Here is a 20,881-nt window from a genome sequence, read left to right on the forward strand (position 1 = left end):
GACGGAGTACCGTGTTGATCGGAGAGGCCGCTCCCCCCGTGGCGGCCTCTCCTTTTACGTGTGTGCCCCGGCCCCCGCCCCGTCGGTGCCCCGTCCCCCGTCTCGCGCCTGACGCCTGCGTCGCCGCGCCCGCGCCGCGCGTCGGCGGCGGGCCGGCGCGGCTCACCCGGGTTCCACCGGGTGCCGCAGCCCCGGATGGCCGGTCGGTAGCGACCGGCGGATGACCACCCAGCTCACCGTCAGCGCCGCCGCCACCAGCGGCCAGGTCAATGCGACCCGGGCCACCGTCAACGCGAGCACCTGTCCGCCCAGCCACAGCGGCAGGAACACCGCCACCCGCAGCACGTAGGTGGCCGCCCACACCCAACTGCCCCGCCCGTACGCCCGCAGCAGCGCCGGGTCGCGCCGCCACCGGCCCCGCTGGCGGAGCGCCGCCCCGACGACCACACCGAGCAGCGGCCGGCGTACCACGATGCTCACCACCCAGACCAACGCGCTGGCGAGGTTCGAGAAGACCTGCACCGCGAAGAAGTCGGCCGCCCGGCCGGTCCGCAGCGCCACCACGGCGGCCAGGCACACGGCCAGCAGCCCGATCAGCACCGCCCGGGGCCGGTCTCCGCGCCGCCACCGCCACAGCGCCACCGCCGTGCCGGCCAGCACCGCCACCGCCACCCCGCCGACGACCGACCGTCCGGTCGCCAGCCAGCCGGCGGTGAACGCCACCGGCGGCAGGGTCGCGTCGATCGCGCCACTGCGCCCGCCGAGCAGACCGGCCAGCGACTCCACCTGATCCGGCGGCCCCGCCGGCTGCGCGTCGGCCGGCGGCTGCGTACCGGCCGGTGGCAGGGCTCCGGTCGGCCGCCTGTCCGCCGGTGGCACGGCGTGGGCAGGTTGTCCGGCCGGTGGCTGCGGGGCCGGCCCGTGCGGTGTCGGCGGGGCCCCGTCCGGCGGCTGCCGGGTTGATCGTCCGTGTTGTGGTGTGCCGGTCACCGTCACCTCCCGTGGTCCCGTGTCAAGGTATCCGGACCGCCCCGGTGGGCCCACGCGCGACGTGCCGCGCGTGCCGCTACGGTGTGCGGGTGCGTGCGACGGCAAGGGGTTGGACCGCGGTCTGGTTGGTCGTGCTGGCATTGGCCCAGACGGCGGCCTTTCTGCTGGTGTGGCGGTTCGCCGTGCACACCGGGACCGGGCAGTGGCTCGACACCGTCGCGTTGACCGGCAACCGGATCGGCCAGGACCGCATCGACGGTCTGGTCAACCGGATCCTCAACGCCATGTCGGTGGTCTCCCTGCTGGCGGCCATGGTGGTGATCTTCTTCATCGCCCTGATCCGGGGCCGCAAGGCGCTCGCCATCTCGGCCACCCTGCTGATCGCCGGCGCGAACGTCACCACCCAGGTGCTCAAGTACGTCATCGACCGGCCCGCGCTCGGCATCGACCCGCAACGCGACGCGGTCGGCAACAGCCTGCCCAGTGGACACACCACCATCGCCGCCTCGGTGGCGCTGGCGCTGATCCTGGTGCTGCCGGCCAAGGTGCGCGTCCTCGGGGCGTTCCTCGGCACCGCGTACGCCGCCGTGGCCGGGGTGGCCACCCTCTCCGCCGGCTGGCACCGGCCCAGCGACGCGGTCGCCGCCTTCCTGGTCGTCGGGGTATGGGCGGCGCTGGCCGGCCTGCTGCTGCTGGTGTTCCAGCACGAGCAGGCGCAGGTCGCCCCCGACGACGCCCACAAGGTGGCCGCCAGCGTGCTCGGCATCGGTGGCCTGCTCGCCGTCCTCGGCTGCGGGTTGGCCCTGTCCGGCCTGCTCGACCAGCAGCAGGTGCCGGTGGACGAGCTGACCCGCCGCACCCTGTTCATCGGGTACGCCGGCAGCGCCGCCGGGATCGCCGGCACCATGGGGGTGGTGGCGGCGCTGGTGCTGCTGTCCGTGCACCGCCTGGTACCCCGCTGGAAGGGCTGACCGGAGGCCGGGGTCGGCACCTGGTGCCCGTGGCCGCTACGGCGTTCCGGGCCGAGTGCGCCCGGCTGGGGGTGGTCCTGTCCACGCTGACCGACGCGGACCTGGACCGGCCCACCCCGTGCCCGCCCTGGGCGGTCCGGGATCTCGTCGCCCACGTCCGAACGGGTGCCGGACGCCTGGTCGACATGCTCGCCGCGCCCGCGCCGCCGCGCGCCGAGGTGGACGCCGCCGGCTACTTCGGCCCGGCGAAGTTCACCCCGCAGGTCGACGCCGACCGGATCGCCAGCGCCCGGCGGGCGGCCCGCGGTCCCGCCGCCCCGACCGGGTCCACGGAAGCGGTGGCTGCCGCGGCGGCCTTCACCGCCGCCTGGCGGGCCACCGACGCGGCGGTGCGGGCGCAGTCCGCCGACCGGGTCGTCCGCACCCGCCACGGTGACCCGATGACGGTGCACGAGTTCCTGGTGACCCGGGTGGTGGAGGTCGGCGTGCACGGGCTGGACCTGGCGGTGGCGCTGCACCGCGAGCCGTGGCTCACCCCCGCCGCCGCGCGGGTGATCGCCGACCTGGTCACCGGGGGACGACCGGTCCCGGACGGGCTCGGCTGGGACCCCCTCACCCTGGTCTTCAAGACCACCGGCCGCGCCCCGCTCACTCCCGCCGAGCAGCGGATCATCACCGCGCACCCCTGGCCCCACCTGTCCTTCACCGCCCAGCGCTGACCCCCGCCACCCACCCCGCCGCGCCCGGTGATCAAGAGGTTTGCGCGCGGTGATCAAGAGGTTCGCGTCAGCTTGATGATCAGACTTGACGCAAACCTCTTGATCACCGGACTCAGGCGGGCGGCTGATCAAGGGGGCGGGTGGGTAGGGCGGGGGTTATAGGGGTGGGGTGGCTGGTTCCGGGGGGTGGCCCCGGGCCCGGCGGGCGTCGGCCGTGGCGACCCCGCCCAGCACCAGCGCGGCCACCGTGGCGGAGACCAGCGGCACCACGTGCAGCAGCAGCGGGAAGAGCACGACCAGCAGCACTGCCGCGAGCCACCGTGAAGGCGACACCCGGCCGAAGACCTCGTACTCGAAGCGGGCGCGGGCGAGCAGGAACAGCACCGGGCCGCCCACCACCAGCACCACCCACGCCGCCTCGGGGGAGGTGAGCGGGTGCTCGATGGTCAGCTCGTACCCGATCGCCGTACCGACCAGCCCCACCACCATCGCCAGGTGGGTGTCCGCCGCCGAGCGGCCGGTGTCCGACGGGTGCCGGGACCGCACCACCGCCTCGGCGAGCACCTGCCCGGCCCGCTGCACGTAGATCCGCCACAGCAGCACCGTGGTCACCAGCGCCACCGCGAACGCGCCGGTCCGGGCCGGATCGAACGGGCCCGTGCTGTACGCCAGCCCGCCCACCAGGATCGTCTCGCCCAACGCGACCAGAAAGAACTGCTGGTACCGCTCGGCCAGGTGCTCCCCGGCGACGTCCCAGCGGCTCGCCCTCGACCGGCCCAGCCCCGGCACCGGCCAGCCGAACCGGGCGGCCAGGTACTCCACGACCAGCGCCAGCGCCCAGAGCAGCCCCCGCGGGGTGGGCGACAGGAACGCGCCGGTCAGCCAGAGCACCCCGGTCGCACCGAAGGTGATCAGCATGCGCAGCTTGAGCCGCCGGTACTCGTGGCTGCCGAGGGCCAGCAGCAGCAGACCCGGGCGGGACACCTGCGTCACCACGTACGCCACCGCGAACGCCAGGCCGGTGGAGGTGAACGCGCGGGGGATCGCCACCCCCATCACCATGCTGCCGACCAGGGCGGTGATCACCACGAACTGGAGCCAGCCGTGGTGCGGGTCGTACCGGCTGGTCGTCCACGCGGTGCCCTGCCAGACCGCCCAGAGCGCGAGCAGTAACAGCAGCGTCTTGACGCCCCCGGTGACCGGGGACCAGCCGGTGGTGCCGCCGGGCTCCAGGGCCAGGTCCTCGAAGGCGCGGAACGAGATCCGGGTGAGCGCGAAGACGTACACCAGGTCGAAGAAGAGTTCCAGGAACGTGGCCCGCTGGGCCGGGCCGGTACGCCGCAGCGGGGCGGCACCGTCGCCGCCCGTCATGCTCGTCGGCAGTCGCCGTCGGCCCGGCCCACCAGGGGTTCGTAACATCCCGGGCGGCTGCGGCGGCGGGTATCGCCGAATCCGCCCCGGCTCCGGCCTTGTTCCGGCCGGGGCGAGCGGGCACGATCGACCGGATGACGAACCGATGGGGCTTCACCGTGCCGCTGACCGGTGTCCCGCTCGCCGAGCACGCCGCCGGCTACGCGGCCCTCGCGGAGGCCGGTTTCACCGACCTGTGGTCGTCGGAGGTCAACGGCACCGACGCGTTCACCCCGCTGGCGCTGGCCGCCGCCTGGCAACCCGGGCTGCGGCTGGGTACCGCGATCACCCCCGCCTTCACCCGGGGGCCGGGCCTGCTGGCGATGAGCGCGGCGGCGCTGGCCGAGGCCGCCCCGGGCCGGTTCGCCCTCGGCATCGGAGCGTCCTCACCGGTGGTGGTGGGGGACTGGAACGGGGTGCCGTACACCGAACCGTTCCGGCGTACCCGCGACCTGCTGCGGTTCCTGCGGCCGGCGCTGCGGGGCGAGACGGTCGACGGGGCGTTCGACACGTTCCGGGTGCGCCGGTTCACCCTGGAACGTCCGCCGGCCAGCCCGCCGCCGGTGCTGCTGGCCGCCCTGCGCCCGGGGATGCTGCGGCTGGCCGCCGCCGAGGCCGACGGGGTGATCCTCAACTGGCTGGCCGCCGACGACGTCGCACAGGCCCTGGCCGAGCTGACCGGGCGCGGTCCCGGCTTCGAGGTGGTCGCCCGGATCTTCGTCTGCCCCACCGAGGACGCCGGCTACGCCCGTACCCTCGGCCGGCGGCTGATCACCAGCTACCTCACCGTCCCCGCGTACGCGGAGTTCCACCGCTGGCTGGGGCGGGAGGCGGTGCTCGGCCCGGTCTGGGCGGCCTGGGCGGCGGGTGACCGGCGGGCCGCCGCCGCGGCCGTGCCCGACGAGGTGGTCGACGCGCTGATCCTGCACGGCTCGCCCGAGCACTGCCGCGACCAGGTCCGCCGCTACGCCGACGCCGGGGTGGACGTGCCGGTGCTGGCCCTGCTGCCCACCCCGGAGGTGACCGCCGGCGGAGCCGCCGCCCTGGGCGAGCTGATCACCCGGCTCGGCCCGCCGTCGGCGGTGGACGCCGGACGGCCGGCGGGGCGGGGCTGAGATGAACCTGACCGACCGGGTCGTGGTGATCACCGGGGGAGCGGGGGGCATCGGCGCGGCGCTGGCCCGCCGCTTCGCCGCCGAGGGCGCCGCCGCCGTCGTCCTGGCCGATCTCGACGCCCGCGCGACCGCCGCCGTCGCCGCGACGGTCGGCCCGGTCGCCCGGGGGGTCGCCGTCGACGCCGCCGACGAGGGCCAGGTCCGTGACCTGGTCGCCGACACCGAGCGACGGTACGGCCGGATCGACCTGTTCTGCGCCAACGCGGGCGTGGCCACCGGCGTCGGCATCGAGGCCCCCGACGCCGACTGGGACCGGGCCTGGCGGGTCAACGTCCTCGCCCACGTGTACGCCGCCCGTGCCGTGCTGCCCGGCATGCTGGCCCGGGGCGGCGGTCACCTGATGCACACCTGCTCGGCGGCCGGGGTGCTGACCGCGGTCGGCGACGCCCCGTACACCGCCACCAAGCACGCGGCGGTCGGACTGGCCGAGTGGCTGGCGGTCACCTACCGGGACCAGGGCATCCGGGTCAGCGCGCTGTGTCCGCAGGGGGTGGACACCCCGATGCTCGCCGACGGGCTGGCCACCGGCCACCTGGCCGCCCGGGTGATCGCCGCCTCCGGCCCGGTGCTCACCCCCGACCAGGTCGCCGACGCGGCGGTCGCCGGACTGGCCGAGGAACGTTTCCTGATCCTGCCCCACCCGGAGGTCGCCGGGTACGCGCTGCGCCGCGCGCAGGACCCGGACGGCTGGCAGGCCGGCCTGCGCAAACTGGTCCGCCGGCTGCGCGCCGCCGACCCGCCCCCGGCGTAGCCGGCCCCGGCCCACCACGGTCCGGTCCGCAGCCACGGTGGTCCGGTTCCGCGCCGTCGGGGTCCGGCCCACGGTCGGGGTGCTCCCGGCCCGCCGCCGTGTCCGGTCCGGCGGGCCCCACCGTGCGCCGGCTCCGGTTCCGGTGCTGGGGGCCGGGGCCGGGGCCGGGTCAGCGGGGCCAGCGCAGGGGGCCGGGATGTGCCGACCAGAGCAGCCGCCGCCAGCGGGGCCGGGCCGCCCGCAGCGCCGCCGCGTACCCCACGGCGACGTCCCGGGCCCGGTCGGCCTGGGCGTCGGTCAGCGTGCCCGGCGCGAAGGCCGCCTGGTTGAGCAGCCCGGCCAATTCCGCCAACCCCACCGGGTCCGCACCGGGGTCACCGGTGCCGGTGCCCCGGGCCCGGCCGGTGTCCTCGGCGAGGGCGCGGCGGGCCCGTTCGGCGACCTCGGTGGCGGACAGGTCCCCGCCGACCGGTCGTCCCGACAGCCGCAGCGCGTCGGTGGTGTGCCGCCACGCGCCGCCCACCCGGGCCCCCGGGTCGCCCCGGCCCAACCGGGCCCGGGTCTGCGCCCGGCGGCACCCGACCAGCCCGGTGAGGACCAGCCCGGCCAGCAGCAACCCGCCGGCGGCGGACCCCAGCAGCAGCGGCGTCGGCCCGTCGCGTTCCCCGGTGCTCCGGGCCGGCCCGGCCGCCGCCGGTGGGGTGGCCGGCGGGGTGCCGGTCGGTTCGGGCACCTCCGACGGCGGTGGGCTCGGTGGGGCCGGGCGGAAGTCGTCCTCCACCGGGCGGGGCGTGGTGTCCGGGCGGGGCCGGGGGTCGAACGGCACCCACCCCACCCCGGCGAAGAGCACCTCCGGCCAGGCGTACGCGTCGGCGGCCCGCACCGGCCCGTCGCCCCGGGCGGTGAACCCCACCACCACCCGGGTCGGCAGGCCGGTCAACCGGCCCAGCACCGCGAAGGCGGCGGCGAACTGCTCCGAGGTGCCCCGCTGACCGCCGCCACCGCGTGGTCCGAACAGGAAGAACTCCAGATTCGGGTACGCGTGCCCGCTCGGCGCGTCCGCCACCAGCCGGTAGTGCTCGGCGAGGAACTGCTCCACCGCCGCCGCCCGCGCGTACGGGGCACCGTTCTCCTCGGCCAGGTGGGTGGCGAGCCGGCGCAACCGTTCCGGCGTCCCGTCGGGTACCCGCAGCACCCGGGCCACCTGCGCCCCGGCCGGTACGTCGGCGGTGGCGAGCAGGTTCACGTCCGGCCGTTCCCGCGCCGAGGTGACCGTGTACGTCAACCCCCGGGTCAGCCCCTCCGGCCGGATCAACGTGCCGCTCTGCGGGTCGTACGCCACCCGGGCCCCGTCGACCGTGCGGGGGGTGGCCACCGCGGGCAGCAGCCGACCGGTCAACCCGGCCACGGTGATCTCCTGCCGGACGGTGTCCGACGCCACCGGGTCGCCGCCGGGCAGGACCCGACCGGCGGTGCGGTAGGTCGCCCCGACCCGCCAGGTCACCCCGTCGTAGTCGCTGAGCACGGCCAGCCGGATCGTGGTCGGCCCGTCGCCGGGGGCCCGGGTCGACACGTCCAGCAGTTCCTGCTGCGGCTCCAACGCCCAGCCCGAGATCCGGATCAGCGGATTCTCGTCCAGCGACTCCACCCGGGGCGGCGGCACGTAGCGGCGCGGGTCGACCGGCCGGTCGTCGATCCGCCCGGCGAGGGCCGGCCCGAGCAGCGCGGCCGACCCGACCACCACCGCCACCCCGGCGGCGGAGACCACCGTCGCCCGGACCCGCGCCGGGCCGCGTACGGCAGGCGGCAGCCCGGCGGCCGGGTCGCCGCCCGGCGTGCGGCCGGCGGCCAGGGCGAGCGCGACCAGCCCGGCGAGGACCACCGACGGCCCGACCGCCGGTTCCGCGTTCGGGCCGACGACGTAGACGGCCCCGGCGTACAGCGCGGTGGCCGGCAGGAAACCGAGCAGCACCCGGCCGGCCCGCAGCGCCACCTCGGCACCGGCCAGCCCGGCCAACCAGGCGGCGATCACCGGCACCAGCACCGTGTCCGGGGCCGGTTCGACCGGGATCATCGCGGTGAGCAGCCGGGGCACCGCGTTGGCGGCGGCGTCGGCGGTCACGTCGAGGAAACCGCCGGGCAGGTCGGCGTGGGCGGCGGCGAGCCGCACCGACCAGGCCGTTGCGCCGAGCATCGCCGCCACCGACAGCGGCGCGACCTGCCAGGACGGCAACCGGCGGGCGGCCACGCTGACCAGCACCGCCGCCAGGGCCGCGCCGGTCACCAGCCGGGTCAGCAGGTCACCTGCGTACACCCGGTCGAGCGCCACGCCGGCCAGGGCGATGGCGGCGACGAGCGTCGCCGGCACGACGGCCGCCCGCAGCAGCCGGACGACGGTCCGGCCCGGCGCACCGCCGGCCGGGCGAGCCTCCCGCGTCGGGTCCGGTCGGGCGGCGTCGAGCCGGTCGGTCACCGTCACCATCGGCCGGTCGCGTCCCACGCGGCGGCGAACGCCGCGCCGTCGACCGCGTCGAGCACCACCGGCCCGGCCGCGCCCGGCGTCGGCCCGGCCGCCCCCAACACCCCCACCACCACCGACGGGTACGCCCCGCGTAGCGCGCCCACCCGGCCGACGTCGTCGCGGCCACCGGGGCCGGTGAGGAAGACCAGCGTGTCGCCGGGCCGGTCGGCGCGCAGCCGGGTCACCGTCGCGTCCAGCGCCGCACCGTCGCGGTCACCCGTCGTCGCGCCGTCGGGCCGCCGGCCCGGCAGGTCGGTCAGGGTCACCGCGGCGAGCCGGTCCAGCGGCGGGTCGGCCGTCGCGTCGTCGGCCGGACACACCAGCAGCAGCACCACCGGCAGGTCCTGCCGGAACGCGGCCACCACCAGCGACGCCGCCGCCTCGCAGGCCGCCTCGAACGACGCGGCCACCCCGTCGGACCGGTCCGGGTGGGCGGCGGCCCGGTTGTCCAGCAGCACCACGATCCGGGGCAGGCTGGTGTCCACGTTCTCCCGCACCATCAGCTCACCCACCCGGGCGCTGGTCCGCCAGTGCACCCGACGCAACTCGTCACCGACCACGTACTCCCGCAGCGAGTCGAAGGTGATCGACCCGTGCGGCACCCCGTCCACCCGCCCATCCAGGCTGCGTCCCGCCCCGGTCGGCACCGCCGTCAACGGGTGCACCCGGGGATGCACCCGGACCACCGCCGTCGGCCCGTACGCGCGGGTGCCGGCGTACAGGCCCAGCGGGTCGCGGCGGGTCACCCGCAGCGGCCCCACCGGCAGCACCCCACGCCGACGGGTCGGCACGTCGTAGGAGAGGCCGGTGTCCCGGCCGGGACGCAGCCGCAGCACCGGTACCGGCACCGCCCGGCCCGCGCACCGGTCCTCGACCAGCAGGCCGCCCACCCGCAGCCGCCCGGCGTTGCGGACGGTCAACGTCATCCGGGCCGGCTCGCCCACCGCCACCCGGTCCGGGTCGGCGGTGCGGGACACCACCAGCCGGGGCGTGCGGGCCGCCGCCAGCACCGCCTGCCCGACCGCCACCGCGCCCGCCGCCCCCAGCACGGCAAGCTCCGGGTACGCGAACCGCAACCCCACGCCGAGCAACGCGGTCGCGGCGACGAGCAGCCCGGTGCCCCGGGCGGTGAGCCCCACGCCCGGCCCGGTCAGCCGTGCGTCGGGGTCGACTGGCCCGACGGCAGCGGCACCGGCACCGACGCCACTGCCTGCCGCAGCACGTCGGCGGCGGTCACCCCGCGCACCTGCGCGTCGGCGGTGAGCAGCAGCCGGTGGGCGAAGACCGGTTCGACGAGCGCCTTCAGGTCCTCCGGCATGATCCAGCCCCGGCCGTCGATCAGCGCGTACGCGCACGCCGCCCGGGTCAACGCGATCACCCCACGCGGGCTGACCCCCACCCGTACCTGCGGATGCGACCGGGTGGCCGCGGCCAGCCGGACGGCGTACCCGTAGAGGGGTTCGGCGATGTGCACCCGGCGGGCCATCCGGACCATCTCCCCGACGGTGGCCGTGTCGGTGACCGGTTGCAGCGAGTCGGGGGAGCGGACCGTCGCCCCGCGCAGCACCTCCACCTCGACCGCCTCGTCCGGATAGCCCACCGACAGCTTCACCAGGAACCGGTCCAGCTGCGCCTCGGGCAGCCGGTAGGTGCCGTCCATCTCCACCGGGTTCTGGGTGGCGACCACCAGGAACGGCTGCGGCACCGGATGCCGGACCCCGTCCACCGTGACCGTGCGCTCCTCCATCACCTCCAGCAGCGCCGACTGGGTCTTCGGCGAGGCCCGGTTGATCTCGTCGGCGATGACGATGTTGGCGAACACCGGCCCCGGATGGAACTCGAACCCCCGGCTGGCCTGGTTGAAGATCGTCACTCCGGAGACGTCGGAGGGCAGCAGGTCCGGGGTGAACTGGATGCGCCGCCACTGGCCCTGCACGGTCGCCGCCACCGCCCGCGCCAAGGTGGTCTTGCCCACCCCCGGCACGTCCTCCAGCAGCACGTGCCCCTGGGCGAACAGGGCGGTCAACGCCAACCGCACCACCTCCGGCTTGCCCAGCACGACCGCGTTGACGTTCCCGGCCAGCCGGGCGGCCAACGCGGCGAAACCCTGGACCTCCGGCTGGCTCAGCGGTGCGGGGGTGTCGTTCACGACGGCGTGACGCTCCTCGACTGCGGCGGCGCTGGTCAACAGGTGGGCAGCACGGCGATGTCGTCACCGCCGGCCAGGTTGAGCCAGGCCCAGGGGATGTAGTTGCGCCCCTCGTAGTCGACGCGCACCCACCAGGTGGACTGCTTCTGACCGTTGTAGATCCAGGAGTCGACGTTCTCGCCCTGCCGCCGACAGTACGCCCGCAGCCGGGTGCCCGGCTTCGCCCAACCGACCTGTTTGTCGTTGTCCTGCCGGGGCACCGAGAAGACCTCGTTGCCGTTGCGACCGTCCACATCGCGGTCGCAGTAGGTGCGCTGATCGCCGTCCGGGCCGTTGACGCAGGTCGCCACCCCGTACAGCGGGTCGGTGCCCTGCGCTCTGGTGGCGGTGCCCCGACCGGCGGCGTTGGCGGCCGTCACCGTCACCGTGTAGGCGGTGCCCGGGGTCAGGCCGGTCACCCGCAGGCTGGCGCAACTGCCCGTGGCGCTCTTCCCGCCGGTGGCGGCGGTGCAGGTCGACTCCCCGCCCCCGGCGTCCACGGTGAACGTCACCGTCACCGACGTCGCGTCCGCCGACGACCCGGTCACCGTCACCCGGGGCGCCGCCACCGTCCGGGCGGTGACGCTCGCCTGCGGCCCCGGCCCGGCCTCGTTGACCGCCCGCACCCGCACCAGCACGTTCTGCCCGTCGCCCAGCCCGGTGACCGTCGTGCCGGTGCCGGTCACCTCGCTGGTCCGCCCGCCCACGTCCACCTGGTAGCGGGTCACCGGGCGGCCGTTCGCCGCCGCCGCCGACCACTGCACCGCGACCGTGCCCGCCCGGTCGGCCACCGTCGCCGCCCGCAGGTCCACCGGCTGCCCGGGGGCGGCGAACGGCACCACCGGCTCACTCAACGGGGAGGCCACCGAGGCGGCCCCCCGGTCACTGACCGCGATCACCGTGAACGCGTACTGGGTGCCGTAGGTCAACTCGCCGGCCGGCACCACCAGTTCGGTGCGGCGCGACTCACCCACCGGGGCGTTCGCGCCGGCCGACGTCGCGGTCACCGCGTACCGGGCGATCCGGTTGCCCTGACCGTCGGCCGCCGGCCAGCGCACCAGCACGGTGCCGTCGGGGCGGGCCTGCGCGCTGACCCCGGCCGGTGGGGCCGGCACCGCCGAGGTCGGGGTCACCGGATTGCTGCGCCGGGCCGGGCCGTCGCCCCTGCCGTTCACCGCGTACACCGTGAACGTGTACGTCGACCCGTTGGTCAACCCGGTGACCTCCAGCGACCGCTGGTTCGCCCCCACCTCGTGCCGACTCCCCGCGCCCTGCACCACGTACCGCAGCACGGCCGAGCCGTTCGCGGCGGCGGGCCGCCAGGCGACCCGGGCCCGCGCGTCCCCGGCGGTGGCGGTGACCTGACCCGGCGCGCCGGGCTTACCCACCCGGGGCTTCGGCGGCGGAGGCGGCGGTGGCGGGTCGGGCGGCGGGTCCCCGCCCAGCACGTCGTTGGCGTACTTGTCGACGGTGCGTACCCGGTGCGCGTCGTCGACCACCCGCGCGGTGGCCGCACCGGGGGCGTTGATGAACAGGTGGTTCTCCCGCACCTCCAGCTCCAGCGGGCCTCTCGTGCGGCCCGGCCGGATCGTCTCCACCAGCTGCCCGGCCCCGTCGAACGCGTAGACCGTGCCGGTGACCCCGTCGGCGCAGTAGAACCGGCCCGCCCAGGCCACGGCCGGCCCCACCCGGTCGCCGCTGCCCGGCACGACGAACCGGGTGACCACCCGGCCGTCACCGACGGCGAGCACCCGCCGTTCCCCACCGATCGTCACCGGCACCACCGGGCCGCTGGTCCGCGCCGGCACCGCGCCACCCGCGGCGGCCTCCAGCACCGTACGCCGGGTCTGTCCGCCCCGGACGGTCACCAGCGTGCCGGTGGTGCGGTCCAGCACCGCCACCCCGTCGTCCAGGGTGGACACCGTCAACTCGTGACTCGGCTCGGCCACCGGATGCGTCTGCACCCGCCTCGGACCCCGGGTGCCGGCCGGCCCCGACGCCGGCCCGGACGGCAGCGCGGCGGCGGTGACCGCCGCGACCGTGCCCTCCGACGGCACCGCGATCCACAACCGGCCCCGACCGTCGAACGCGCCGGCCGTGATGCCCGGCGGAAACAGCACCGGGTCACCCACCGGCACCAGCGAACGGGGATCGAGCTGACGCACCACCCCGCGCACCGCGTCCACCACGAAGGCCGCATCGTCGTGCAGCACCACGTTGACCCCGAGACCGGGCGTGGTGGGGGTGGTCGCCGTGATCTGGAGGGTGGCCAGGTCCAGCGCGCTCACCTGGCCGGTCTCCAGATCACGCAGGATGAGCAGCCGGTCGGTCTGGGTGACCTGCACCGGATGCTGCCGGGCCCCGGGAACCTCCTTGCGGGTGTCCACCCTGGCGGTGATCCCGTTGACCCGGGCCAACTCGCCCCGCGTGCTGCTCCACAGCCAACTGCTGGCGTCGAAGCTGGCCAACGCCTCCTCCGCGGCGCCCCGACCGAGCAGGGTGAGGCCCAGGGCCGCCACCAGCGCGGTCACCGTGCCGACCGTGACCAGCCCACCCCGCCACCGGGACCGTCGGCGGGACGCGCCACTCCCGGCGCTCGCGGCATCGTCGATGCTGGCCACAGCGGGTCGACCTCCGTCCGGTGGCCTCAGACGGCGTGCCGGGTGCCGGACGCCCTCGCCTGAACCGTGGCACATCATAGGGGTCGATCCGGGACGAGGAAACCCGGACCGTTCCGCTTCGGACACCCAGCGTGCCGGTTCGGTGGGGTGTCCTGCGGTCGCGGCGCAGGCCGGAGCGCCCGGTCAGTCGTTCCGTTCGGCCGCCCCTGGCCGGCCGTCGCGCTCAGCTGCTCGGCGACGGCCTGACCCGGTCGGTGCAGACCTGGCCGGAGGTGGCGAACGAGTCCGTCGAGTAGACCGCCAACACGGTGAAGCAGTAGTCCACCTCGGCGTTCAGCCCGTTGACCGTGAAACTCGTCTGTCCCGGGTCGACGGTCGCCATCACCCCGAGGGCCCGACCCGTGCGTCCACCCGCGACCATGAACGGCACCGAGCCGCCGCTCGGGTCGGACCAGGTGACCGTGATGGTGGCCTCGTCGTCCCGCAACCTCAGGTCGGTCGGGGGCGGACCGGCCGTTTGCCGGGGGGCGGTGCCGGTCGACCGCTGCGGCCCGTCCGCGTCCCGGCCCAGGGCCAGCGCGCCGACCGTGCCCCCGGCGACCAGCACCAGGACCACCCCCGCCACCACGGCCACCGTCCGGCCCCGGCGGCGCGCCCGCCCGTCCTGCGCCGGGTACGACGGCGCAAGCTCCGGATATCCCGCCCCCTCCACCGCCGGCGGTACGCCCCGGTCGGTGCCACGCTCCCCGCCCCCCGGGCCGGCTGCCCCGGGGGGAGGTCCGGGCTCCACCGCTGCCTGTGGCGCGGACTCCGTGGTCGCCCACGGCGCGGGCGCGTGGGCGGCGGTGGGTGCCCTGAACTCGTGCGTGCTGTCCGGTGCCGGTGCCGGTGCCGGTGATCCGACGTCCGTTCCCGGTGCCGGCGGGCGCCCGGCATGCGGCGGGGACCCGGCGGCCTGCCCCGAATCCGACGGCCATCCCGGGGTCGGCCCCGCGGTCGATGGCCATCCGGAGGACTGCGCCACCACCGGCGGTGATCCGGCGGTCCGTCCCGGGTACGGCGGCGGACCCGTGGTCTGTTCGGTAGCTGCCGGCGGCTCGGTCATCGGTACCAGCGGCATGATGATCGACCGACCTGGTGCGACGTCGTCCCATGTCGGGTCGTCGGCGGGAGCCTCGTCGTCCCCGCCCGCGTCGTCGACCGTCCCGGCGGGGCCGGTGGTCCATGCCGGGACGGGCGTGCCCCCGGCGTCCCCGCCCGGTGGAGTGTCGAGCGGTGCAGTGGTCACCGCCGGATGCCCGGTCCGCAGGTCGACATCGCTGGTGGCTGCGGGTGCCGGTGGTGCGGGGTGCGGCTGCGACGCTGTGGAGGCCGTCGGAAGATCGACGGGTGCGGCCAGGGTGGGCGGCGGAGCGGATTCGACGGTGTCCCCGGACGCTGTGGCGGGAACCGGGTCGGCCGTACCGCGAGGTGCTGCGGTGGGTGCCGGCTCGGCGGCGGTATCGCCGGACGTCGCCCCGGGTGCCGCGTCGGCGGATGACGCTGCGGGTGCCGTACCGCCGGGTGGGGTCGCCGCCGGGGTTCGGGTGGGGCCGGGCTGCTGGTCCTCCTCCAGCAGGGGGCCGATCTGCTGGACCCGTACCGTCGGCCGGTCCCAGCCCGGCGCGGGTGGGGTCGCAGCCGGCCCCGGCGCGGGCGGGACGGCGGGAAGCGCCGCCGGAGCGGGCGCTGCCGGCGGTGCGGGAGTCGGCGCATCAGCGGGTGCAGGACCCGGTGCGGCCCCGTCGCCGGTCGGGGCGGGCGGGGTGGCGGTGGGCAGGGGATGGACCGGACCGGGCTCACCCGGCGCGGGCGGAAGGGCGGTCGGCTGCCCGTGCCGGATGGGCGCGCCGTCCGCTGGCCCGCCCGGCTGGGCGGGGCTGGCGGTGGGCACGGTAGGGATCGGGACCGGACGCCCGTGCCGGGCCGGTGGACCGGACGGCCCCCCGGTCGACGCTCCGGGGTGCGGTGCGGCCGGGGGAGCAGCCGACCGGTCGGGTTCTCCCGGCGGGACGGCATCGCCCGTCGCGCCCGGCGACACGGTGGAGGGGTGCTGCAGGTGCGGCGGCGCCCAGGGCGAGGTGGGTGGTGCGCCACCGGAGACCGGAGCGGGTGACGCCGGGTACCGCTGCGCCGGGGCGGCGTCCGGTGCCGGTGCAGCGGCGGTGGGTGGGCCGGGCGGTGACGCCGGCGGCCCGGACCGTGGTGCGGCGGAGGCCGGACGGGGCCGGGGTACGCCGGACCGGTGGGTGGGCTGGACGCCGTACATCTGCCGGGGCAGTGGCACCCGGGGTTCGGCGTCCGGAGCCGGGTCGGCCGGTGCGGGGCCCGGTCGTGGTGCCGGCGGGCGTACCGGCTGGCTCGACGCCGGCGGGTGGCCGGCCGGGGTCGGTGGGCCCGGTGCGGTCGGGGTGGGAGGCGCGGAGACCGGGTGGGGCGAGGGCGGTGCCGACCCGGGCCGGGGCGTCGGGAGGGGCCGGTGCTCCTGGTGCGGGGCCGGCGGGGCGTGGCCGGGAGGGGCCGACTGGGGAGTCGGCGGCGAGGGCGCAGGCGCGGCAGCGGGGGACGGGGAGAGTGGCTGGCCGTCGGGGATTCCGAGGTACTGACGGGCGGCGCGTACGGCGGGATGCTGCTCGCCGAGCGCGGCGGGCCCGGCGGTGGCCACCCGGGTGTAGTTGCGGCGGGCCTCGTGCCGGTTGCCCAGTTCCTCGGCGACCCCGGCCAGGTCGAAGGCCAGGGCCAGCATCAGCGGATCGGCCGGGTTCCACCGCCGCTCGCCGGCCGCGTACGCCTCCTCCAGCACCCGCCGGGCGGCTGCCGGATCGTCGGCCTCCCGGTGCAACCTCGCGAGCAGGTGCGCGGTGCCCATGATCTCCGGGTGGTCCTCACCGTACGCGGGACGGGCCGAAGCGATCGTGTCAGCGAGCAGCCGGCAGGCCGCCGACAGGTCACCGGCGGAACGCAGGGCGAGGGCCCGGCGCTGGACTGCGGCGAGGGGTGAGGGTACGGACACGCAAGCAATGCTGCCGTCTGAGCGGGTCCGGACGCTACCCGCCCGCTCCAGCCGCGTCCTGACCTGCGACGATCCGGCTCCCGTCGGTGGGTCGGGCGGCGATGTGCATGATCCATACGGGCCGTGTACAGTAATGCCCCGTGCGGCCCACCAGGGCGGCTGACCGGGGTGAGAGCCGCCGGCGCCGACACGGTAGGCTGGACGGGCAAGTCCGGGTGGCGGAATGGCAGACGCGCTAGCTTGAGGTGCTAGTGCCCGTATAGGGCGTGGGGGTTCAAGTCCCCCCTCGGACACGTACAGTTACCCCACAGTAATCAGCGTCAGGCGTAGCCTCGACGCTGATTTTGTTTTCACCGGGGTTGTAGGTGAGGGCGAGTCGTAGCTCCCGGTAGACGGTGCTCTTGTCCCTGCTGTCGGCGTCTCGCAGGGTGTTGCGGATGTCGTCGAAGCTGCCGACGAGGTGTCGGATGTTGTCCTCGGTGAGGCGGTGGGGAGCGGGTGGTTGGGCTGCCGCTGCTGTGTCGCGTTGGGCGAGGGCGGCGGCGCGTTGGGCGTTGACCTCGGCCATCCAAGCGGCGACGGTGGCGGGGTCGCCTCCGGCGTCCGTGCTGGGCAGCGGTCTGCGCCGTGGTCGCCCACCGTGCCAACCGTCGGGATCTGGTGCTGCCGATCCTGTCGAACGGCCGCCCGCTGGTCGCTCACCTCACCGCCACCGCTACCGTCCGTACGCCGGAACAGGCGCACGCCCGCTGCATGGCCATCCTCGCCGACCACCCCACAGCCATCACCCCACGCCAGTACGTCATCTGCGACGCCGCGCCGTCCGATCCGGCCGATCCCGCGGGCTGGCCGGCGCCTTCGGCCACCGGCTCCGGTCGCCGTTGACGGTCGCGGATCAGGGCCGCCTATGTCCTACCCGCATTGATCCGTCACGCCGATCGCCGTCGAGATGACCATCGACGAGACCGTTCGCGCCCAGCAGCGGCATGCGACCCTGGGTCCGTCGCGCCCGCCCGGCTTCTCGCACGGCAGGAGACGGTAGGGCGTCACCGGCCGTGGGAAGGTGAAGACGCATCCAGGGGCGGCGGTCGATGGCCGGACCGGTCGTCGCCGTGCGCCACGGTGCCGCAGCCGTTCCGGGAGCGGTCCTGCGTGTCGACCATCTGCAACCTCAGGAGAGACCATGGTCCGTTCCGCGCTCCGCCGCGGCCTGCCCGCCGTCGTCGCGGCCGTGGCTGTCGTCCTGTCGGTGGGGGCCGCCGCCTCCGCCGCCCAGGCCCGGCCGGCGTCGCTGCCCTCGACGACCCGGTTCTACACGCCGCCGCCCCCGCCGGCCGCGATCAGCCAGATCGCCGACCTGGCCCGGTCCGGCCACGGACGGGACGCCCTGCTGTTGACGCGGATGGTCACCACCCCGCAGGCGGTCTGGTTCACCGGTGGCACCCCCGCGCAGGTGCGGTCGAAGGTGCGGCAGACCGTGACGGCGGCGGCCCGGCAGAACAGCGTCCCGGTGCTGGTCGCCTACAACATCCCCTTCCGGGACTGCGTCCAGTACGCCGCGGGCGGCGCCCGGAACACCGCCGAGTACTTGGCGTGGATCGACGCCTTCGCCGCCGGCATCGGCGGTCGACGTGCCGTCGTCCTGCTGGAGCCGGACAGCCTCGGCATCATCCCCTTCCACACCGACCTGTGGGGCGAGCAGGAGTGGTGCCGGCCGACGGACGCCGCCGGGAACCCGCCGCCGGGCGCCTCCTCCGCCGAGCACTTCGCCGCGCTCACCGGCGCGGTGGACCGGCTGACCCGCCAACCCCACGTCAGCCTCTACCTCGACGGCACGCACAGCGACTGGCTGGGCGTGGACGAGAGCGCGTACCGCCTGGTGAAGGCCGGCGTCCAGCGGACGCAGGGCTTCTTCCTCAACTCGGAGAACTTCCAACCCACCGAACACGAACGCAAATACGGCACCTGGATCTCGCAGTGTGTGGCGTTCGCGAACAACCCGGACGACGGCGGCTGGCGACTGGGCCGTTACGACCGCTGCGGCAGCCAGTACAGCCCCGCCGACCACACCGACTTCAGCACCTGGGTGCTGACCGACAAGTGGTACGCCGAGAACCTCGGCCGGGCGGTGCCGACGACGAGGTTCGTCATCGACACCAGCCGCAACGGCAACGGCCCCAACATGATGGGCGAGTACGCCGGTGCGCCCTACCACCAGCCGCCCGCCGTGGTCGACGCGCTGGCCGAGGGGAACTGGTGCAACCCACCCGGTCGGGGCCTCGGCCTGCGCCCGACCGCGAACACCGGCGTGCCGCTGCTGGACGCGTACCTGTGGGTGAAGCCTCCCGGCACGTCCGACGGGACCTGCGACATCGCCGGTGGCGCGCGGGCCTGGGACTTCAGCCGGTACAACCCGTGGCGGGTGACGCCGGAGCAGCAACGCCGCTTCGACCCGCTGTGGGGCGTGGTGGACCCGCCCTTCGGGCAGTGGTTCGGCGTCTCCGCCCTGGAGGTGGCCCGGCGGGCCGACCCGCCGCTGACGCACTGAGCCCGGCCCAGGTCCGGGCCGCCCGCGACACACCGCCGACCGCGCCCGTCACGTCCGGTAACGACGTGGCGGGCACGGTCGTTTCCGTGGGTTGGGTGGCCGGCGGGCAGGCCCGGTGCGGAAAAGTACGGGCGGGTGTGTCCATCACCGGGTATCCCGTTCGTCGTATGCAGGAGAGGGCCGACCGGGACCGGTCACCGGCCCCGGCCGAGGCCGTGGTGGTGGCACGATCACGACTGGAGGAATGACCATGAGGTACATGATGCTGATCTGTGAGGACGAGTCCGTCGCCTTCACCGAGGAGGAGGACCGGGCGACGATGGCGGCCATCGACGTCTGGGTGCGGGAGATGAACGACCGTAACGTCCGGGTGCAGGGCAACCGCCTGCGGCCGGTCAGCGACGCGACCGCCGTTCGGGTACGCGGCGGCGAGGTGCTCCTCGCCGACGGGCCGTTCGCCGAGGCGAAGGAGCAGATCGCCGGATACGACATCATCGACTGCGCCAACCTCGACGAGGCGATCGAGGTGGCGGCCAAGCATCCGGTGGCGGCCTTCGGCACGATCGAGGTGCGGCCGTTGCTGCCGGAGTGACGGCGCAGCCCCGCGCGACAGCACAGACCAGAGGCTCGGTGTGACGGCAGAGACGATCGGCGAAGCGGTCCGGGTGGCCGTGCAGGACACCTACCGCGAGCAGTGGGGGCGCATCGTCGCCACGGTGATCCGCCTGACCGGGGACTGGGACCTGGCCGAGGAGTGCGCCCAGGACGCCTTCGCGCAGGCCCTGGAGCGTTGGCCGCGGGACGGCGTGCCCCACCGCCCCGCGGCCTGGCTCACCACCACCGCCCGCAACCGGGCCCTGGACCGGCTGCGCCGCTCGGCGGTCGAGGCGGCCAGGCTGCGGGAGGTGGCGGTGCTCACCGAGGAGAACCTCGACGGGATCGGTGCGACATCGGACGCCAGCGGCATCACCGACGACCGGCTACGGCTGATCTTCACCTGTTGCCATCCGGCGTTGGCGCTGGAGGCCAGGGTCGCGTTGACCCTGCGCACCCTCGCCGGGCTCACCACCGCCGAGATCGCCCGCGCCTTCCTGACCAGCGAGGCGACCATGGCCAAGCGCCTGGTCCGGGCCAAACGCAAGATCCGGCACGCCGGCATCCCGTACCGGGTGCCCCCGGCGCATCTGCTGCCCGAGCGGGTCCACGGCGTGCTCGGCGTGCTGTACCTGATGTTCAACGAGGGCCACACGGCCAGCGCCGGGCCGAACCTGGTCCGGCAGGGGCTCTGCGACGAGGCGATTCGGCTGGCCCGTACCCTCGCCGGGTTGATGCCCGACGAGCCCGAGGCGCTCGGGGTGCTCGCGTTGATGCTGCTGCACCACGCCCGACGCGGGGCGCGGCTCGACGGCGCCGGTGAGCTGGTCACGCTGGAGGAGCAGGATCGCTCCCGCTGGGACCGCGCCGCGATCGCCGAAGGGCTGGCCCTGCTGGACGAGGCGATGCGGCGGGCCCGGCCCGGCCCGTACCAGATCCAGGCGGCGATCGCCGCCTGCCACGCCTCCGCGCCCCGCGCGCAGGACACCGACTGGACCCGGATCGCCGCGCTCTACCAGCGGCTGGCCGGGCTGGTGCCGTCGGCGGTGGTGCAGGTCAACCGGGCGGTGGCGGTGGCGATGGCCGAGGGACCGGCGGCCGGCCTGCGCCTGGTGGACGAGCTGACCGCCGACGCCGCCACCTATCGACTGCTGCCCGCCGTCCGGGCCGACCTGCTGCGCCGCCTGGGCCGGCACCGGGAGGCGGCGACCAGCTACCGGGAGGCGCTGGCGTTGCCGGCCAGCGAGCCGGAACGCCGCTACCTTACCCGGCGGCTGACCGAGCTGGGGGAGGAAGCGGCCGGCCCGCCGCCCGGCGTCGTCGAGCGTGGCTGAGCCTCGG

16 protein-coding genes and 1 tRNA gene are annotated in these 20,881 nt (G+C 75.8%); 9 read left to right on the forward strand and 8 right to left on the reverse strand.

Annotation, left to right across the window (positions count from 1 at the left end):
- Window positions 1–162 precede the first annotated feature (162 nt).
- Window positions 163–786, reverse strand: a complete 624-nt coding sequence (locus tag ACWCHM_RS06560) for a DUF3159 domain-containing protein (protein WP_204959603.1) — start codon at window positions 784–786, stop codon at window positions 163–165.
- Between the two features lie 287 nt (window positions 787–1,073).
- Here ACWCHM_RS06560 and ACWCHM_RS06565 point away from each other — a divergent pair, with 287 nt between their 5' ends.
- Window positions 1,074–1,961, forward strand: coding sequence for a phosphatase PAP2 family protein (locus ACWCHM_RS06565; RefSeq protein WP_204959054.1), 888 nt, complete (start codon window positions 1,074–1,076; stop codon window positions 1,959–1,961).
- A gap of 20 nt (window positions 1,962–1,981) precedes the next feature.
- The gene (locus ACWCHM_RS06570) at window positions 1,982–2,680 is read left to right on the forward strand and encodes a maleylpyruvate isomerase N-terminal domain-containing protein (protein WP_454223034.1); all 699 of its coding nucleotides are present in this window, start codon (window positions 1,982–1,984) and stop codon (window positions 2,678–2,680) included.
- A 156-nt stretch (window positions 2,681–2,836) separates the two neighbouring features.
- On the opposite strand, the gene ACWCHM_RS06575 is transcribed toward ACWCHM_RS06570, so the two are convergent.
- Window positions 2,837–4,051 carry a low temperature requirement protein A gene (locus tag ACWCHM_RS06575; RefSeq protein ID WP_454221741.1) on the reverse strand — a complete coding sequence of 405 codons (1,215 nt, stop codon included), beginning with the start codon at window positions 4,049–4,051 and terminating at the stop codon, window positions 2,837–2,839.
- A gap of 134 nt (window positions 4,052–4,185) precedes the next feature.
- Between ACWCHM_RS06575 and ACWCHM_RS06580 the strand changes: the two genes are divergently transcribed.
- Together ACWCHM_RS06580 and ACWCHM_RS06585 are read left to right on the forward strand one after the other, a co-directional pair.
- On the forward strand, window positions 4,186–5,205 hold the full coding sequence (locus tag ACWCHM_RS06580; RefSeq protein ID WP_454221742.1) for an LLM class F420-dependent oxidoreductase: 1,020 nt from the start codon (window positions 4,186–4,188) through the stop codon (window positions 5,203–5,205).
- 1 nt (window position 5,206) lies between these two features.
- Window positions 5,207–6,016, forward strand: a complete 810-nt coding sequence (locus ACWCHM_RS06585; RefSeq protein WP_204959051.1) for an SDR family oxidoreductase — start codon at window positions 5,207–5,209, stop codon at window positions 6,014–6,016.
- Window positions 6,017–6,185: 169 nt separating this feature from the next.
- Here ACWCHM_RS06585 and ACWCHM_RS06590 read toward each other — a convergent pair whose 3' ends face one another.
- The 5 genes from ACWCHM_RS06590 to ACWCHM_RS06610 form a co-directional block, all read right to left on the reverse strand.
- Window positions 6,186–8,498, reverse strand: coding sequence for a DUF3488 and transglutaminase-like domain-containing protein (locus ACWCHM_RS06590; RefSeq protein WP_454221743.1), 2,313 nt, complete (start codon window positions 8,496–8,498; stop codon window positions 6,186–6,188).
- Complete coding sequence (locus tag ACWCHM_RS06595) at window positions 8,492–9,676, reverse strand: DUF58 domain-containing protein (RefSeq protein ID WP_454221744.1); 1,185 nt, start codon at window positions 9,674–9,676, stop codon at window positions 8,492–8,494. The genes ACWCHM_RS06590 and ACWCHM_RS06595 overlap by 7 nt, the downstream gene beginning before the upstream one ends.
- An 11-nt stretch (window positions 9,677–9,687) precedes the next feature.
- Window positions 9,688–10,686, reverse strand: coding sequence for an AAA family ATPase (locus tag ACWCHM_RS06600; protein WP_421487882.1), 999 nt, complete (start codon window positions 10,684–10,686; stop codon window positions 9,688–9,690).
- 35 nt (window positions 10,687–10,721) lie between these two features.
- Window positions 10,722–13,346 carry a fibronectin type III domain-containing protein gene (locus ACWCHM_RS06605; RefSeq protein ID WP_454221745.1) on the reverse strand — a complete coding sequence of 875 codons (2,625 nt, stop codon included), beginning with the start codon at window positions 13,344–13,346 and terminating at the stop codon, window positions 10,722–10,724.
- 223 nt (window positions 13,347–13,569) lie between these two features.
- On the reverse strand, window positions 13,570–16,398 hold the full coding sequence (locus ACWCHM_RS06610) for a tetratricopeptide repeat protein (protein WP_454221746.1): 2,829 nt from the start codon (window positions 16,396–16,398) through the stop codon (window positions 13,570–13,572).
- A 209-nt stretch (window positions 16,399–16,607) separates the two neighbouring features.
- On the opposite strand from ACWCHM_RS06610, the gene ACWCHM_RS06615 reads away from it, so the two are divergent.
- Window positions 16,608–16,691, forward strand: a tRNA-Leu gene (locus ACWCHM_RS06615).
- Here ACWCHM_RS06615 and ACWCHM_RS06620 read toward each other — a convergent pair.
- On the reverse strand, window positions 16,673–16,966 hold the full coding sequence (locus tag ACWCHM_RS06620) for a hypothetical protein (RefSeq protein ID WP_239485502.1): 294 nt from the start codon (window positions 16,964–16,966) through the stop codon (window positions 16,673–16,675). The genes ACWCHM_RS06615 and ACWCHM_RS06620 overlap by 19 nt on opposite strands.
- Before the next feature lie 92 nt (window positions 16,967–17,058).
- Between ACWCHM_RS06620 and ACWCHM_RS06625 the strand changes: the two genes are divergently transcribed.
- From ACWCHM_RS06625 to ACWCHM_RS06640, 4 genes are all read left to right on the forward strand, one after another.
- Window positions 17,059–17,283, forward strand: a complete 225-nt coding sequence (locus ACWCHM_RS06625) for a hypothetical protein (RefSeq protein ID WP_454221747.1) — start codon at window positions 17,059–17,061, stop codon at window positions 17,281–17,283.
- Window positions 17,284–17,581: 298 nt separating this feature from the next.
- A complete protein-coding gene (locus tag ACWCHM_RS06630; protein ID WP_454221748.1) occupies window positions 17,582–18,946 on the forward strand; it encodes a glycoside hydrolase family 6 protein in 1,365 nt (454 codons plus the stop codon).
- A 250-nt stretch (window positions 18,947–19,196) separates the two neighbouring features.
- Window positions 19,197–19,538, forward strand: a complete 342-nt coding sequence (locus ACWCHM_RS06635; protein WP_204959044.1) for a YciI family protein — start codon at window positions 19,197–19,199, stop codon at window positions 19,536–19,538.
- Between the two features lie 40 nt (window positions 19,539–19,578).
- Window positions 19,579–20,874 carry an RNA polymerase sigma factor gene (locus tag ACWCHM_RS06640; protein WP_372445985.1) on the forward strand — a complete coding sequence of 432 codons (1,296 nt, stop codon included), beginning with the start codon at window positions 19,579–19,581 and terminating at the stop codon, window positions 20,872–20,874.
- Window positions 20,875–20,881: the final 7 nt, after the last annotated feature.

Source organism: Micromonospora sp. SCSIO 07396 (assembly GCF_053667945.1).

Coding starts and splice junctions, on each gene's coding strand:
- ACWCHM_RS06575 (WP_454221741.1), bottom strand. CDS start 4,051: ATGACGGGCGGCGACGGTGCCGCCCCGCTGCGGCGTACCGGCCCGGCC.
- ACWCHM_RS06580 (WP_454221742.1), top strand. CDS start 4,186: ATGACGAACCGATGGGGCTTCACCGTGCCGCTGACCGGTGTCCCGCTC.
- ACWCHM_RS06585 (WP_204959051.1), top strand. CDS start 5,207: ATGAACCTGACCGACCGGGTCGTGGTGATCACCGGGGGAGCGGGGGGC.
- ACWCHM_RS06590 (WP_454221743.1), bottom strand. CDS start 8,498: ATGGTGACGGTGACCGACCGGCTCGACGCCGCCCGACCGGACCCGACG.
- ACWCHM_RS06620 (WP_239485502.1), bottom strand. CDS start 16,966: ATGGCCGAGGTCAACGCCCAACGCGCCGCCGCCCTCGCCCAACGCGAC.
- ACWCHM_RS06630 (WP_454221748.1), top strand. CDS start 17,582: ATGGTCCGTTCCGCGCTCCGCCGCGGCCTGCCCGCCGTCGTCGCGGCC.
- ACWCHM_RS06635 (WP_204959044.1), top strand. CDS start 19,197: ATGAGGTACATGATGCTGATCTGTGAGGACGAGTCCGTCGCCTTCACC.